The organism is Janthinobacterium sp. 61, assembly GCF_002846335.1.
Classification (GTDB): Bacteria; Pseudomonadota; Gammaproteobacteria; order Burkholderiales; family Burkholderiaceae_D; genus Janthinobacterium.
Genome location: NZ_PJMQ01000001.1, coordinates 1,169,147 through 1,185,583, shown reverse-complemented (window position 1 = coordinate 1,185,583; position 16,437 = coordinate 1,169,147). Strand labels below are relative to the sequence as shown.

Sequence of the window (16,437 nt, the reverse complement as noted above, 5' to 3'; positions counted from 1 at the left end):
GGGCAGGCACGGCACAGTACAGTTTTCCTTCTGGAATGCGCGCCGCCTGGGCTAGAATCTGGCTGCGTCGTGCTACTCACGAGGCGGCAATGGCGCCATGACAAAAACTACCAGGAGACACAGTGAGCTTATTTAGAACCAAGAATTTGGATGACATGATTGCCCACAGCAAGAAGCCGGGAGGACTGGCCAAGGTGCTTGGGCCCTTCGACCTGGTGCTCATGGGCATAGGCGCCATCGTCGGCACAGGCATTTTCGTGCTCACCGGCACGGGTGCGCTGACGGCCGGCCCCGCCCTCTCGCTGTCGTTTGTCGTGGCCGCCGTCGCCTGCTGCTTCGCCGCCCTGTGCTATGCGGAATTCGCCTCCACCGTGCCCGTGGCCGGCTCCATCTACACCTATAGCTATGCGACTTTGGGCGAGCTGGCCGCCTGGATGATAGGCTGGGACTTGCTGCTCGAATACGGCCTGGCCGCGGCCGCCGTCTCCGTCGGCTGGTCCGGCTACTTCCAGTCGCTGCTGTCGGGCTTTGGCATCGCCCTGCCTGCGGCCCTGACGGCCGCGCCGGGCGCGCTGCCGGGCGTCACCACCTTCATCAACCTGCCGGCCCTGGTCATCATGCTGCTGCTGACGGCCATGCTGGGCTGGGGAGTGCGCGAATCGGCGCGCCTGAACAACATCATGGTGGCCATCAAGGTGGGCGTGGTGCTGCTGTTCATCATTTTCGGTGCGCGCCACGTGCAGCCGGCGAACTGGCAGCCCTACATGCCGTTCGGCTACCACGGCATGCTGAGCGCCGCCGCGCTCGTGTTCTTCGCCTTCATCGGCTTTGACGCCGTCACCTCGGCCGCCGAGGAAGTCAAGAAACCATCGCGCGATTTGCCGATCGGCATTATCGGCTCCCTGGCCGTGTGCGCCGTGCTGTACGTGGTGGTCTCGGCCATCATGACGGGCATCGTGCCGTATCAGAAATTCCTCGGCGTCGACCATCCCGTCTCGCTGGCCCTGCAATACGCGGGCGAAAACTGGATCGCCGGCTTCGTCGACCTGGGCGCCATCCTTGGCATGACGACCGTCATCCTGGTGATGGCCTTCGGCCAGACGCGCATCATCTTCGCCATGTCACGCGACGGCTTGCTGCCAAAGCGCCTGTCGACCGTGCACCCGCGCTTCCACACGCCGTTCTTCGCCACCTGGCTGGTCGGCATCGTCTTCGGCCTGATCGCCGCCGTGATCCCGCTCAATATCCTCGCCGAGCTGATCAACATTGGTACTTTGGCCGCCTTCACCATGGTCTCCGTCGCCGTGGTGGTGCTGCGCAAGAAGCGTCCCGACCTGCCACGCGCCTTCCGCTGCCCCGGCGTGCCCTATGTACCGGCGCTGGCCGTGATCCTGTGCGTGGGCCTGATGACCTTCCTCAGCTGGGTCACCTGGATGGCCTTCAGCATCTGGCTGGCGATCGGCCTGGTTATTTACTTCGGCTACGCGCGCCGGCGCTCGCTGCTGCACCCGCCGCAGTAAAAAGTCCCTGCAGCGACATATTCTGTCGCTGTCCCAGTTAAGATGGCGGTCTCGCAGCAATACAGGCCGCCATCCATGCAACGTTCCCCCGACCTCATCAAACAACTGGACCAGAGCACGGACCAGCTCAAGCGCGCGCGCCTGCGCAGCATGCAGTGGCTGGCCGTCGGCTTGCTGCTGCTCGCAGCGCTGGTCTTCGCCGTGGCCCGTTCGCAGCGCGGCAGCCATCCCGCCTGGGGCTATGTGGAGGCATTCGCCGAAGCGTCTATGGTGGGTGCGATTGCCGACTGGTTCGCCGTGGTGGCCCTGTTCCGCCACCCGCTGGGCATCCCGCTGTGGCATACGGCCATCATCCCGAACAGCAAGGCGGACATCGGCCGCAGCCTGGGTGCCTTCGTGGAAAACCATTTCATTACCGAACAAGGCATCGCCGAACGCATCGTGCAGGCCGATCCTGCCGCACGCCTGGGCACCTGGCTGGCCCAGCCTGCCCATGCGCAGCAGCTGGGCATGGCCAGCGCCGGCGTCGCCAGGCAACTGCTGGCAATGGCCGACCACGAAGCACTGGGCCGGCTGCTGCGTGTACAGGCCAGCAACTACCTGGGCCAACTGAATGTATCGGAGGTGGCGGCGGACTGTATCGACGCGCTGATCGCTGACGGCAAGCCGCAGGAACTGCTGGACTTCATGCTCGACCGCAGCGCCGCCTACCTGGACGACGAGCGCCACCACGCCGCCATCGGCGACTTCGTGCTGGGCGCCTTCCAGATCGAAAACACGCTGGTGAAAAAAGCCGTGAAAGCGTATGAGCCGCGCATGATCGCCTCGCTGCAAAAATTTGCCCTCGCCGTGCGCGTCGATCCGCAGCACCCGCTGCGCCAGCGCATCGCCGGCTGGATCGCCGACAGCGCCTTGCACCTGAAGGCCGACCCGCAGTGGCAAGAGACCGTGCGCCGCTACCAGCTGCAGCTGATCGCCAGCGATACGGTGCAAGCGATGCTGGGCGACGTCTGGAACAACCTCAGTACGCGCTTGCTGGCCGACCTGCACGCGGCCCAGCCTGTGCTGGCGCAAGCCATCGCCAGCCTGGCGCGCAACACGGGCCAGGTGCTGGCCGCGGATACGGCTGCGCGGCAATGGCTGAACGACGCCATCGTCACCGGCAGCGGTGCGCTGGTGCGCCGCTACCGTGGCGAAGTGGGCGCCTTCATCGCCAGCCGGCTGGACCTGTGGAGCAAGGAAGAAATGAGCGAGCGCATCGAGCTGGCCATCGGGCGTGACCTGCAATTCATCCGCATCAACGGCACCATCGTGGGCGGCCTGGCCGGCTTGCTGATCTACGCCGCCAGCCAGGCGCTGTAAGCGCCACCTACCAGCCGTGCACGCTGCCAGCCGCGGCCGCGCACGACACCACGCCGCACACGGTGCTGAACAGCTTCGGCACGCCGGCGTGCCCCGTGGCGATGCAAGTCGCGGCCGGTATCACGGCCAGCAACAAGATCAGACAGGCGATCGCCTTCAGGCGCCGCGACGCTGAACGGGAGACGCCATCGCCCAGCCTGTGCCGATGGGGAGCGCTGCCGGATGCCGGCCCGCCCTTGTGCACCACTGCCCTGCCCCTGACCGGCATCTTCGTACGCATGTCCATCTCCTCCATCCTCAGTGACCAACCTGTATCCCTGGTATTTTGCTGCATAAATTTACCAAATACAATAAATATATACCCGAAAAATATAGTTTCCTTTGCCGACAGGCAAACGAATACTGGGAAAATACAGCTACCCGGAGAGTGAAATGACGACCGATACGCTGGCAAGGCGATCAAGAGCGGGATTTTGTCGCGTGCAAAAAAACCAAATAAAATCATGAAAATCAAAATATTTGTTGAAATCAATTTTATTTGATGTATGATGATTTCCAAGGAGAAATCAAAGTGGTGCAACAGCTATCGCAGCCTCGACCACCCGGCATCTCCGTATTCTTTGCAGGGGAGAAGTACATGAACCAAATCCTGGCCTTGCGCCTGCTCGACGTCGCCGACGACGCAGCCATCATCATCGATGCCGCTTCACGCATCCACTATGCCAATGATGCCATGTATGCGCTGAGCGGCTATGACGCAGGCAGCCTGCCGGGCCAGCAGATCGAAACGCTGCTGCCCAACGCCGTGCGCGTACAGCATGGCGAGCAGGTCGGCGCCTATCTGGCCGGCAGCTGCAAGAACCCCAAGGTGCTGGGCAACAAGCGCCGTTTCGCCATTCGCCATCGCGATGGCACGATGCTGCCCATCATGCTCAAGGCCATGGACCTGGGCAAGCTGGATAATGAAAACTACATGGGCGCTTTCTTCATCGACCAGCGCCACGAACGCGCCATCGAACTGCAGAACGCGGCTCGCTGGCAGCAGTTGCAGCGCATCGCCCTGAGCGATCCCCTGACTCACCTGCCCAATCGCCGCGCCTTCGAGATAGACGCCGTGCGTTCGTCCACGCGGGCCAGGCGCGCGGGTAGTCCGATGACCATCGGCATCGCCGACATCGATTTCTTCAAGCTCGTCAACGACCGGCATGGCCACGCCGCCGGCGACGCCGTGCTGCAAGCCATCTCGGCCGTGCTCCAGAGCCAGGCGCGGGCATCCGATGTCGTCGCCCGCATGGGCGGCGAGGAATTTGGCCTGCTGTTTCTCCATACAGACATGGTCATGGCGCGCCAGGTGGCCGAACGCATCCGTCTTGCCGTGGCCGCAACGTGCGTCGACTTCGAGCACACGCCCATCACGGTGACGATCAGCATCGGCCTGGCGCCGCTGCCGGCAGACGGTGACTGGAAAGCCGGCTTCATGCAAGCCGACGCCGCCCTGTACCAGGCCAAGAGCAATGGCCGCAACCGCATCGAGCAGGTTTGAGCACCACCCGGCAACCCTCGCAGTTTCATGCATCACGCATCACCTGACAGGAGCAAGCACATGGAAACCACCACGACACATTCAGCAGCAGCAAGCCAGCTGGCACAAGCGGGCGCCCGGGAATTGCTGGTCTTTGGCCTTGGCAATGAGGAATACGCCATCGACATCGGCCTGGTGCAGGAAATCCGCGGCTACGGCGCCGTGACCCGTATCGCCAATGCGCCCGCCTTCCTCAAGGGCTTCATCCACCTGCGCGGCAGCATCGTGCCGCTGATCGACCTGCGCATTGCACTGGGCCAGGCCGCGCCCGCATACGACGCCTCGACCGTGGTGATCATCCTCATCTTCGCGCATGGCGCCACCGGCATCGTGGTCGACCGCGTGGCCGATGTGGTGCCGTTGATGCCGGCACAGCTCAAGCCCCCGCCGCAGTTGCACGGCTCGGCGATGGCCGGCCATGTAACGGCCATCGGCAGCCTGGATGAACGGCTGCTGATCGTGCTCGACATGGACAGCCTGCTGTCAGGCTTGGGCATGCCCGCCACGGGCAAACTGGCTGCCTGAGGCAGCCATCGCCATCCCGGCCGCCACCTGACAGCCCCCCTCCGGAGACAACATGAGCATCCTGATCGTCGATGACAACGACACCAACCTGAGCCTGCTATCGACCCTGGCGCGCAAGGCCAGCAGCATCGAGCCCGTCTGCATGAACGACCCCATCGATGCGCTGACCTGGTGCGAGTCGCATGTGCCGGACCTGGTCTTGCTCGACTACCGGATGCCCAGTCTGTCGGGCAATGAATTTCTCAGCATTTTCCGCAAGATGCAAGGCATGGCCGACATCCCCATCATCATGGTCACCACCGAGAACGACCGCGCCGTGCGCAAACAGGCATTTTCGCTCGGTGTCACGGAGTTTCTCACCAAGCCCGTCGACACCATCGAGTTCAGCCTGCGTGTGCGCAATCTGCTGGCCCTGCGCACGGCGCAAACCATGCTGGCCGACCGCGCCAAGCTGCTCGAGCATGAAGTGAGCGAGGCCATCGCCAACGTCACGGCGCGCGAGATGGAACTGGTCACGCGCCTGGCGCGGGCGGCCGAATTCCGCGACCCTGAAACGGGCGCTCACATCATGCGCATGGCCCGCTACTCGGCGCTGATCGCCAGGGACCTGGGCATGGATGCGCAATGGCAGGAACTGCTGCTCAAGGCAGCGCCCATGCACGACGTGGGCAAGCTGGCCACGCCCGACCATATCCTGCTCAAGCCGGGGCGACTGAACCGCGAGGAAATGGCCATCATGCGCCAGCACGCGGAAATCGGCGGCCAGATCCTCGCCGGCAGCGATGCCCCGCTGATCCAGCTGGCCGAGGAAATCGCCCGCGGCCACCACGAAAAATACGACGGCAGCGGCTATCCGGACGGCCTGGCGGGCGAACAGATACCACTGTCGGCGCGCATCGTCGCCGTGGCTGACGTCTTCGACGCGCTCAGTTCGGAACGCCCGTACAAGCCGGCCTGGCCGGTGGAGCAGGCGTACCTGTTCCTCCAACAGAATACGGGCAGTCATTTCTGCCCGCGCTGCATCGACGCCTTCCTGGGCGCCTGGGACGAGGTGCTCGATATCCGCAGCAGCCTGCCCGACCCCGTCCAGCATCACGCCCACCCACTGTAAGCGAGGACCCTGCCATGCGCGTGCAACAACTGATCCTGAAAAACCGTGACGACATCGATACCGCACTGGCGCCCCTGGCCGCCATGCAACCGCAGCTGGTGCTGGTCTTTGGCGCCTGCACTTATTTCTCCACCCCGGAACTGACGACGGCGCTGCGCCGCCAACTGCCCGGCGCCGTTATCGCCGGCTGCTCCACGGCCGGCGAGATCGCCGGCAAGCGCGTCTATGACGACAGCTGCGTCATCACCGCCATCGCCTTCGCGCACACGGCGGTGGCCATCGCCGACGCCATTATCTGCGACATGGCGGACTCGCACGATGCGGGCGAGCGCCTGGCGCAGGCGCTGCCGCAGGAAAACCTGACGGCGGTCTTCATGCTGGGCACGGGCGTGGCCATTAACGGCAGTGCCCTCATCGCTGGCCTGCAGGCGAATCTGCCCCCGGGCGTCACCATATCCGGCGGGCTGGCCGCCGACGGCGGCGCCTTCCTCCAGACCTGGACCCTGGGTCCGCGCGGTACGGCCGACAATACCATCGTCGCCATCGGCCTGTACGGCGAGCATATCCGCCTCGGCTACGGCAGCCATGCGGGCTGGGAAGCGTTCGGTCCGGCGCGCAAGGTGACGCGCTGCGTCGACAACGTGCTGTATGGGCTGGATGGCGCGCGGGCGCTGGACATCTACAAACTGTACCTGGGCGACTATGCGCGCGACCTGCCGGGCTCGGGCCTGCTGTTTCCGTTTGAAATGCTCACGGCGGCGCATGAAAAAAGCAATGTATTTCGCACCATCCTCGCCGTCGATGAAGAACAGGGTTCGCTGACACTGGCTGGTGACATCCTCGCCGACGGCTACCTGAAATTAATGCATTCCAGCACCAACCGGCTGATAGACGGGGCCGAAACGGCCGCGCGCAGCGTCCAGCACCACGCCGATACGGTGGGCGACCAGCTGGCCCTGCTGGTCAGCTGCGTGGGGCGCAAGCTGGTCATGGGCGACAGTGTCGAGGAAGAGGTCGAAGCGGTGGCCGACGTACTGGGCAGCGGTGCCACCTGTATCGCCGGTTTCTACTCGAACGGCGAAATCGGCATCACGCAGCCGCATGGCGCGTGCCAGCTGCATAACCAGACGATGACCGTGACCGTGCTGAGCGAAGCATGAACCGTACCCTTGCCCGCCAACTGAGCCGCGTCTGCAATATCGACTCGGAAAGCGCCTGCATCGCTTTGCTGGAACAGGCCCAAACCTTGGGGGCGCAAGCCGGCACGCCCCCCGAACTGGCCGCTTTCCTGGCCGGCCTGCCGGCCCTGCTGCTGCGCATCGACAGCGCCTACGAACAGTCCGAACGCGACCTGGACTTGCGCTCGCGCAGCCTGGAGCTGAGTTCGACAGAACTGAGCATGACCAACGATCTGCTGCGCACGGAACTGGCCAGCCGCAACCGCGTCCTGCAATCGCTGCGCGTGGCGGCCGTGCACCTGCTAGACAACGACGATTCCGGCCAGCACCTGCCGCAGGAAGGCGATATCGAAGGCCTCTCGGTGCTGCTCGCCGAGCTGGTGTCGCAACAGGAACTGCGCCGCATCGAACTGCAGAACCAGCGCTTTGCGATGGACCAGCATGCCATTATCAGCATTACCGACACAGCCGGCGTCATCATTTACGTCAACGACAAGTTCTGCGCCATCAGCGGGTTCGTGCGCGAAGAGCTGATCGGCAAGACGCACCGCCTGATCAATTCGCGCACGCATCCTGACGCCTTCTTTGCGCAGATGTGGCAAACCATTACCGCCGGCCAGGTGTGGCACGGGGAAATCTGCAACCACGCCAAGGATGGCGGGCAATACTGGGTCGACGCCACCATCGTGCCCTTCCTCGATGCGGCCGGCAAGCCCTATCAGTACATCGCCATCCGCACGGAAATCAGCGAAAGCAAGCGCATGGCCGAAACCATCGCGAAAAGCGAGCGCGAATACCGCAACGTCGTCAACAGCCTCAATGAAGTGGTCTTCCGCACAGACCTGGACTGCGCCTGGACCTTCCTGAACCCCGCATGGCACACCATCACCGGTTTCAGCGCCGCCGACAGCATGGGCAAGAATGTCCTGCAATTCATCGATGCGCGCGACCGGGAGCGCGCCGGCATCGGCCTGGCACAGCTTCTGGCCGGCCAGGTGGACACGATGCGCCATGAAGCGCGCTACGTCACCAAGGACGGCAACATGCGCTGGGTCGACGTGTGCGCACGCGCCGAACGCGATGGCCAGGGGCGCCTGGCTGGCATCACCGGCAGCCTGACCGATATCACCGAACGGCGCCTGGCGGCGCGCGACCTGCAGCACAACCTCAACTTCGTCGATGCACTGATCGAGACCATCCCGATTCCCCTGTACCTGAAGGATGTGCAGGGCCGCTACCTGCGCGCCAACCGCGCCTTTTGCGCCTTCTTCGATCTCGCTCAAACGGACATCCTGGGCATGACGATGGCCGACATCCTGCCGCAGCAGGGGGCGCAGCAAGTGATTCTGCACGATTGCCACCTGCTGCAGGACCAGGGCAAGCAGACGTTTGAAGACCGCCTGACCATCGGCACGCGCCAGGTCGATGTCCTGTTCAGCAAGGCGGCCCTGCTGAAGTCGGACGGCAGCCTGCTCGGCCTGGTGGGCACCATAGTCGACATTTCCAGCCAAAAGGCGGCCGAGCGCGCGCTGTTGCTGGCCAAGGAAGTGGCCGAATCGGCCAGCCGCTCGAAGAGCGAATTCCTGGCCAACATGAGCCACGAAATCCGCACGCCGATGAATGGCATCCTGGGCATGACGGATCTGGTACTCGATTCCGAACTCGACGTCCACCAGCGCAAATACCTGGAAATCGTCAAGGCTTCAGCCGACGCCCTGCTGTGCATTATCAACGACATCCTCGACTTCTCGAAGATCGAGGCGGGCATGCTGACCCTGGAAAGCATTCCTTTCAATCTGCGCCAGCTGATGCAGGAAACCATGCGGGCACTGGCCATGCGGGCCCAGGCCAGGGGCCTGGAACTGGTGCTCGACGTCGATCCCGCGCTGCCGCAAACCTTGCTCGGCGACCCTGGCCGGCTGCGCCAGGTGCTGACCAACCTGGCGGGCAACGCCATCAAGTTCACGCCCCGCGGCGAGGTGACTGTCAGTGCCCAGCTGCGCGCCTGCGCCGATGGCATGGCCCGGGTGCAGCTGTGCGTGCGCGACACCGGCATCGGCATCGCCGCCGACATGCAGGAGGCCGTCTTCGATGCCTTCCAGCAGGAAGACGGTTCGACCACGCGGCGCTTCGGCGGCACGGGACTGGGCTTGTCGATCACGCGCCGCCTCGTGACGATGATGGAAGGCAGCATCGGCCTGTCGAGCGAACTGGGCAAGGGTAGCAGCTTCACCGTGGATCTGGCCCTGCCCATCGGCGAGAATCAGCCGTGCCTGCCGCCGCCGGCTGCCTCGCTGGCGGGGCGGGCGATCCTGCTGGTCGACGACAATTCCAGCAGCCTGACCATCCTGCGCAAGATCTTCGAGCACAGCGGCGCCAGCGTCACCGCCTGCGAGTCGGGCGAGGCGGCGCTGGAGCACTGCCGCACCGCCCTGCCGGTCGACTGCATCATCATGGACTTTGCCATGCCCGGCCTGAATGGCTTCGACACGGCAGCGGCCCTCGCCGCCCTGCCCCACTGGAGCCAGGTGCCCATCGTCATGCTGTCCTCCAGCGGCAGCCTGGGCGATGCGGCGCGCTGCCGCGAACTGGGCATCCAGGGCTACCTGCTCAAGCCGGCCAGCCCCGAGGAATTGCTGGCCATCACCATGAGCGTGCTGGGCACTTGCCGCGGCATGCCCAGCGCTGCGCCCGTGGTGACGCGCCATTCCGTGCGCGAAGGCACGTCCAGCCTGGACATCCTGCTGGTCGAGGACAACGCCATGAACCGCGAACTGGCCACCGTACTGCTGTCCAATGCGGGCCACCGGGTCACGCATGCGGCGAACGGCCGCATCGCCCTCGATTGCCAGGCGGCAGCCCATTTCGACATGATCCTGATGGACCTGCAGATGCCGGAAATGGGCGGTTTCGAAGCCACCGCGCAGATACGCCAGCGCGAAGCGCAAGGCATGCCGAAGAGCGTCATCATCGCCATGACGGCCAGCGCCTTCGAAGGCGACCGCGAACGCTGCATCGCCGGCGGCATGGACGATTACCTGTCCAAGCCTTTCCGCACCGCCGCCTTCCAAAGTCTGATCGAGCAGCATGTGTTGCAGATAAGCAAGCTGACGCTGCCGCCCGCCATGGCGCCGGAAGTGGCAGCGCCGGCCACCGGCAGCGCGCCGCACTTCGACTACGCCGCCGCGCTGGCCAACGCCGACGCCGACGTGATCGGCATCATCGGCGCCTCCTTCCTGGCCGGCTTGCCGGAGCAACTGACGGCCTTGCGCGCAGCCATGCTGGCGAGCGACCGGCCCACCGCGAGCCGGCAGGCACATACCCTGGCTGGCTTGCTGGCCAACTTCCATGCCCTCCCCGCCGTCGCCATCGTCTCAGCCATCGAGCGCGAAGCAGCCCAGGCCCCGCAAACGGCGTTGCTGGCGCGCCTCGACGCGCTAGAGGAACAGTTACGGCTGTTTGTGCAGGAAACGGGCGCGGCCATCGAGGCGACAGGCGGGACACTGCACGCATCCGGGCAAACTTGATGTAGATCATAATTTTTTGAACAAGCTCTTGCTATCCTGTAAAAAAATGACAGGAGTCCTGGATGAGCAAGACGCAGCCGAGCAATGCGGAGCAAAAAGTTGAACATGAGCGCCAGGGCAGCGCCTGGCAAGGCGTGCCGGCGCCCGACTATCCGGAGAGCGCACCGGAAGGCGCCACTCTCGACCTGCTGCTAAACGCCTGGCTGGGCAAGTTCACGGGCGGCATTTCGCCGGCCGCGCTGGGCAATGCTTATGCCGACTGGCTCAGCCACCTGGCACTGGCGCCATCGAAGCAGCTAACCTTGCTGCAGGAAGCGTGGAAGAAGATCGGCCGCTGGCAGCAGTACGCGCTGCAATCTGCGCTGCAATCGGCCCAGACCGGCAGCGCCAGTGAGCCGCCTTGCATCGCGCCGCTGCCGCAGGACCGGCGCTTCGAAGACCCGGCCTGGCAGCGCTGGCCCTACAACCTGGCCTACCAGGGCTTCTTGCTGCAGCAGCAGTGGTGGCACCGCGCCACCACTGGCGTGCGCGGCGTCTCGCCGCATCACGAAGATGTCGTCACGTTCACCGTGCGCCAGTGGCTCGACATGCTGGCGCCGTCGAACTTCATGCTGACCAATCCCGTGGTGCAGCAGGCAACCCTGGCGAGCGGCGGCGCCAACCTGGCGAATGGCGCACGGCATCTGGCTGACGACTGGCGCCGCGCCGCCATGGGCGCGCATGCGCCCGACCAGCGCAGCTACAAGGCAGGCGACAACGTGGCCGTCACGCCCGGCAAGGTGGTCTACCGCAATGACCTGATCGAGCTGCTGCAGTACGCGCCAGCGACAGCGACCGTGCATGCCACGCCCCTGCTGTTCGTGCCGGCCTGGATCATGAAATACTACATACTCGACCTGTCGCCGCACAATTCCCTGGTGCGCTACCTGGTGGAACAAGGCCACACGGTGTTCATGATTTCATGGAAAAATCCGCTCGAAGAAGACCGCGAGCTGTCGCTGGAAGACTACCGCCAGCTGGGGGTGATGGACGCGCTCGACGCCATTGCCCGCATCACGGGCGCGCCGCAGGCGCACGCGGCCGGCTACTGCCTGGGCGGTACCCTGCTGGCGATTGCCGCAGCAAGCATGGCGCGCGACGGCGATGCGCGCCTGGCCAGCCTCACCATGCTGGCGTCGCAGGTGGACTTCAAGGAACCGGGCGAACTGTCGCTGTTCATCGACGAGAGCCAGGTGAGCTTCCTGGAGGCGGCCATGTGGAAGCAGGGTTACCTCGATACGCGGCAGATGGCGGGCGCCTTCCAGCTGCTGCGTTCGAACGATCTGATCTGGTCGCGCCGGCTGCGCCATTACCTGCTGGGGCTGGACGAGCAGGACAGCGACCTGATGGCCTGGAATGCGGACGCCACGCGCATGCCCTGCCGCATGCATGCGGAATACCTGCGCCGCCTTTTCCTGCACAACGACCTGGCCGAAGGCCGCTACCGCACGGCAGGCCGCCATATCGCCCTGCCGGACATCGACGCGCCCATCTTTGCCGTCGGCACGCTGACGGACCACGTGGCGCCATGGCGCTCTGTGTACAAGCTGCAGCTGCTGACCGACACGGACGTCACCTTTTTGCTCACCTCGGGCGGGCACAATGCAGGCGTGGTCTCGCCACCGGGACAGGCGCGCCGCAGCTACCAGCTGGCCACGCACGCCCACGACGCGCCCTACATCGACGCGGACAGCTGGCAGCGCGACACGACGCGTCACGACGGTTCATGGTGGCCTGCCTGGCAAGCCTGGCTGGCAGAGCGCTCGGGCGCGCAGGTGGCGCCGCCAGCCATGCGCCCAGACCTGGGCGACGCGCCGGGCAACTACGTGCTGCAGACTTGACAACCGACTTCAGACAACCGAGGAAAACGCCATGCCCTACACTACCCTGCTGGTCCACGTAGACAATTCCCGCCACTGTGCCCAGCGCATCCGCCTGGCCGTACGCCTGGCCGTCGCAGAAGGCGCCCACCTGATCGGCTCGGCCATGAGCGGCATCTCGCGCTATGCGTATGGCGGCGGCGTCAACGCGCTGCAATTTGCGCCGGCGCAGATGCAGGCGCTGCGCAGCCAGGCCAGCGAAGCCCTGCACGAATTCGAGCGCATCGCCCGCGAAGAAGGCCTGGGCACCTACGAAACGCGCTTCGTCGACGACGACGCGCAAGGCGCTCTGCTGCTGCAGGCGCGCTATTGCGACTTGCTGATCCTCGGCCAGACCGACGCGCAGGATACGCCGTCGCGCGTCATCGCCGGCACGCCCGAATACCTGATGCTCCATTGCGGCCGGCCCGTGCTGATGGTGCCGCACGCCCCGTCCGCCGCACTATCGGGCAGCGCGCAGCATCCCCTGCTGGCCTGGAACGGCAGCGCCGAAGCGCTGCGCGCCATCACGGACGCGCTGCCGCTGCTGCAACGCGCGCAGCAGGTCAGCCTGGCCGTCGTCAATTCGCACGCCCAGCCGGCCGCGCACGGCGAGCAGCCGGGTGCCGACCTGGCCCTGTACCTGGCGCGCCACGGCGTCAACGTCGAAGTGCTGCAGCATGACACGCCGCCTGCCCAGGACGTGGGCACGGCCCTGCTGGCGATGGCGGCGCAGCGGCGCTGCGACCTGGTGGTGATGGGCTGCTACGGCCACATGCGCCTGCGCGAGACGCTGCTAGGCGGCGTCACGCGCACGGTGTTACAGGAGATGACCTTGCCGGTGCTGGTATCACACTGACAGCATCACGCGACCGTGGCGCCGAACAGCGCCCCGATGCCCGATGCCGCCGCCATCGACAGCGCGCTCCAGAACACCACGCGCAGCACGCCCCGGCCCAAGCGCGCGCCGCCGGCCCTGGCCGCCAAGCCACCGAGCAGCGCCAGAAATAGCAGCGCGGAAGCAACGATGGCCGGCGCCAGGATGGGCATGGGCGCCAGCAGCACCACCAGCAGCGGCAACGCCGCGCCGACGGCAAAACTGAGCGCCGAGGCCAGCGCCGCCTGTAGCGGGCGCGCGCGCATGCTTTCGGTGATGCCCAGTTCATCGCGCGCATGCGCTCCGAGCGCGTCGTGCGCCGTCAGGGCCCTGGCCACTTGCGCGGCCAGCGCCGGTTCCAGGCCGCGCGCCACATAAATGTGCGTCAGCTCGTGCAGCTCCCCCTTGGGATCATCGAACAGTTCGCCGCCCTCGCGTTCCAGCGCCGCCTGTTCCGTATCGGCCTGCGACTGCACCGAGACATATTCGCCCGTGGCCATCGACATGGCGCCCGCCACCAGGCCAGCCACGCCGGCCACCAGGATGCTGTCGTGCGTGGCGTGCGCCGCCACCACGCCCAGCACCAGGCTGGCCGTCGAAACGATGCCGTCATTGGCGCCCAGCACGGCGGCGCGCAGCCAGCCCACGTTGTCCATCCGGTGAAACTCGCGGTGTCGCAATGGCATGGTCAGCCTCCTTTATTCATGAATGGGCGCGCCGGCGGGCGCGGGGAAGTGCACCGTCACCACCAGGCCCGCGCCATCCGGTCCGGCGGCCAGCTGCACGCTGGCGCCATGCGTTTCGGCGATGCGCCGCACGATCGACAAGCCCAAGCCGCTGCCTGGCTGGTGCGCGCCGGCGGCGCGGAAAAAGCGTTCGAACACGCGCTCGCGCAACTGCTCGGCGATGCCGGGCCCCGTATCGCTCACGCGCAGCAGCACGCCATCGGCCTCGGTGCGGCAGGCCAGCATCAGCGTGCCGCCGGCCGGGGTATAGCGCATGGCATTGTCCATCAGGTTGCGCACCAGGATCAGGACATGGTCCAGCTGCAGGCGGCACGGCGCCGTGGCCAGGTCGGCCCGCAGTTGCAGATCCTGGCGCTGCGCCTGCGCCATCCAGCCAGGCAGCTGTTCAGCCAGCACGGCGGCCAGGTCCAGCACGGGCAGGTCGGGCGGAGGCTGCGACTGCGGGTCGAGCCGGGACAGGGTCAGCAACTGCCCCACCAGGCGCGTGGCACGGTCCACGCTCAAGCCCAGGCCCGTCACGGACTCGCTGCGTTCCGCATCGCTGCGCGCGCGCTGCAACACCTGCAGGTTGGTCTTGATGGCCGCCAGCGGCGTGCGCAATTCATGCGCGGCATCGGCCGTGAAGCGCTGCTCCTGCTCGCGCGTCTGGCGCACGCGCACGAACAGGCGGTTGATGGCCTGCAGCAGCGGCTGCACTTCCAGCGGCGCGCCCGTCACGCTGACACTGGCGAGATCGTCGGGCGTGCGCTGCGCCACTTCATCGGCGCTACGGCGCAGGGCGCGAAACACGCGGTTGATGCTCCACCAGATTGCCAGCGCCGCCAGGGCCGCCATCGGCAAGCCGATGGCCAGCAGCTTCAGGGCGAAGCGGCTGCTGATTTCCTGGCGGTGGCTGGCCGGTTCCGCCACCTGGATCTGCAGCTGCGCGTCATGATTCCAGCTCGTGTAGATGCGCCACAGCTGGCCATCGTTGTCGTGCCAGCTGTAGCCGACATCGGCCGGCGCGGCGAACGCCTGGTCCGGCGCGCCGGCATTCTTGTACAACAGACGCCGCTGCGCATCCCACACCTGGAACAGCAGATACTGGCGGTGGTTGCGGTTCTGCGCCACCGGCATCACCAGCGACGTGCTCGCGCCATGTTCCTGCACCTCGTGCTCGGCCAGGGAGAGCAGCAAATGCCCCGTCTCGGCCAGCGACTGGTCGAACAGTTCCTGGCTTTCGCGCCCCGCTTCCAGGTACACGATGGCGGCGCTGAAGCCCCATAAGGTGAACGTCAGTCCCAGCAACACGGCCAGCAGCGTGCGCCGCAGCGACCATGCGCCGGCGGCGCGCAGGGCGCGCGTCGTCATGGACACTCCTGGGTATCAGGTTTGTCGATGCTGTAGCCGATGGCATGCACGGTGCGGATCAGCGCCTTGCCCAGCTTGCGCCGCAAATGGTGGATATGTACCTGCAGCGCGTTGCTGTCGACTTCCTCGCCCCAGCTATAGACGCCTTCTTCCAGCTGCACGCGGCTCAGGATGCGCCCGCGCTGCTCGACAAGCATCAGCAGGATGCTGAACTCCTTGCCCGTCACTGGCACCGCCACGCCAGCCTGACGCACCTGGCGGGCGGCGACATCGATGACGATATCGCCATGCACGAGTTCTTCGTGCGTGCGCCCGGCCGCGCGGCGGCAGGCGCTGCGCATGCGCGCCGCCAGCTCATCGAGGTCGAAGGGTTTGACGATGAAGTCGTCGGCGCCCGCATCCAGGCCCGTCACGCGGTCGGCGATCTGGTCGCGCGCCGTGACGATCAGGATCGCCCCGTCGTAACCGCCGCGGCGCAGGGTCGCCAGCGCCTGCATGCCATCCTCGCCCGGCAGGGCCAGGTCGAGCAGCAAACAGCCATAGCGGTGCAGGCGCACGGCCATATGCGCGCTTTCAGCCGTCTGTACCCAGTCGACCGCATAGCCGGCCTGCTCCAGCCCCATCTGCGTGGCGCGCCCCAGCTGGGGGTCGTCTTCTGTCAGCAATATGCGCATCGTGGCTTGTCCTGTCTGGATGTCGTGTCCGGCTGTCGTGTCCGAATTTCATGCTGGCAGCGTAGGCGCCGGACATTAAGAACTTCT

The 16,437-nt window shown here is 65.7% G+C and carries 13 protein-coding genes; 9 read left to right on the top strand and 4 right to left on the bottom strand.

The window, feature by feature from the left end; all coding sequences use genetic code 11:
• Nucleotides 1-122: 122 nt before the first annotated feature.
• Entirely contained in the window at nt 123-1,520 is a 1,398-nt protein-coding gene (locus CLU92_RS05565; protein ID WP_101481079.1) for an amino acid permease, read from the top strand.
• 75 nt (nt 1,521-1,595) lie between these two features.
• The gene (locus CLU92_RS05560) at nt 1,596-2,882 is read left to right on the top strand and encodes a DUF445 domain-containing protein (protein WP_101481078.1); all 1,287 of its coding nucleotides are present in this window, start codon (nt 1,596-1,598) and stop codon (nt 2,880-2,882) included.
• A gap of 7 nt (nt 2,883-2,889) precedes the next feature.
• Here the strand turns inward: CLU92_RS05560 and CLU92_RS27405 are convergent, their stop codons facing one another.
• On the bottom strand, nt 2,890-3,162 hold the full coding sequence (locus CLU92_RS27405; protein ID WP_133991842.1) for a hypothetical protein: 273 nt from the start codon (nt 3,160-3,162) through the stop codon (nt 2,890-2,892).
• 357 nt (nt 3,163-3,519) lie between these two features.
• Here CLU92_RS27405 and CLU92_RS05550 point away from each other — a divergent pair, with 357 nt between their 5' ends.
• The 7 genes from CLU92_RS05550 to CLU92_RS05520 all read left to right on the top strand — a co-directional run bounded on the left by CLU92_RS05550 (nt 3,520) and on the right by CLU92_RS05520 (nt 13,562).
• Entirely contained in the window at nt 3,520-4,425 is a 906-nt protein-coding gene (locus CLU92_RS05550) for a GGDEF domain-containing protein (RefSeq protein ID WP_180338439.1), read from the top strand.
• Nucleotides 4,426-4,485: 60 nt separating this feature from the next.
• Nucleotides 4,486-4,989 (top strand): chemotaxis protein CheW, encoded by a 504-nt coding sequence (locus CLU92_RS05545; RefSeq protein ID WP_101481075.1) that lies wholly within the window; start codon nt 4,486-4,488, stop codon nt 4,987-4,989.
• A 52-nt stretch (nt 4,990-5,041) separates the two neighbouring features.
• Nucleotides 5,042-6,100, top strand: coding sequence for an HD domain-containing phosphohydrolase (locus CLU92_RS05540; RefSeq protein ID WP_101481074.1), 1,059 nt, complete (start codon nt 5,042-5,044; stop codon nt 6,098-6,100).
• 14 nt (nt 6,101-6,114) lie between these two features.
• The gene (locus tag CLU92_RS05535) at nt 6,115-7,260 is read left to right on the top strand and encodes an FIST signal transduction protein (RefSeq protein ID WP_101481073.1); all 1,146 of its coding nucleotides are present in this window, start codon (nt 6,115-6,117) and stop codon (nt 7,258-7,260) included.
• The gene (locus tag CLU92_RS05530; protein ID WP_101481072.1) at nt 7,257-10,805 is read left to right on the top strand and encodes a response regulator; all 3,549 of its coding nucleotides are present in this window, start codon (nt 7,257-7,259) and stop codon (nt 10,803-10,805) included. Before CLU92_RS05535 ends, CLU92_RS05530 begins: the two co-directional genes overlap by 4 nt.
• Before the next feature lie 62 nt (nt 10,806-10,867).
• Nucleotides 10,868-12,685, top strand: coding sequence for an alpha/beta hydrolase (locus CLU92_RS05525; RefSeq protein ID WP_180338438.1), 1,818 nt, complete (start codon nt 10,868-10,870; stop codon nt 12,683-12,685).
• Between the two features lie 31 nt (nt 12,686-12,716).
• Complete coding sequence (locus CLU92_RS05520) at nt 12,717-13,562, top strand: universal stress protein (RefSeq protein ID WP_101481071.1); 846 nt, start codon at nt 12,717-12,719, stop codon at nt 13,560-13,562.
• Nucleotides 13,563-13,567: 5 nt separating this feature from the next.
• Here CLU92_RS05520 and CLU92_RS05515 read toward each other — a convergent pair whose 3' ends face one another.
• Genes CLU92_RS05515 through CLU92_RS05505 form a run of 3 tightly spaced genes read right to left on the bottom strand, consistent with a single transcriptional unit; the run spans nt 13,568 to nt 16,350 of the window.
• A complete protein-coding gene (locus tag CLU92_RS05515; RefSeq protein ID WP_101481070.1) occupies nt 13,568-14,266 on the bottom strand; it encodes a VIT family protein in 699 nt (232 codons plus the stop codon).
• A 12-nt stretch (nt 14,267-14,278) separates the two neighbouring features.
• Entirely contained in the window at nt 14,279-15,676 is a 1,398-nt protein-coding gene (locus tag CLU92_RS05510; RefSeq protein WP_101481069.1) for an ATP-binding protein, read from the bottom strand.
• A complete protein-coding gene (locus tag CLU92_RS05505) occupies nt 15,673-16,350 on the bottom strand; it encodes a response regulator (protein ID WP_101481068.1) in 678 nt (225 codons plus the stop codon). Before CLU92_RS05505 ends, CLU92_RS05510 begins: the two co-directional genes overlap by 4 nt.
• Nucleotides 16,351-16,437 lie beyond the last annotated feature (87 nt).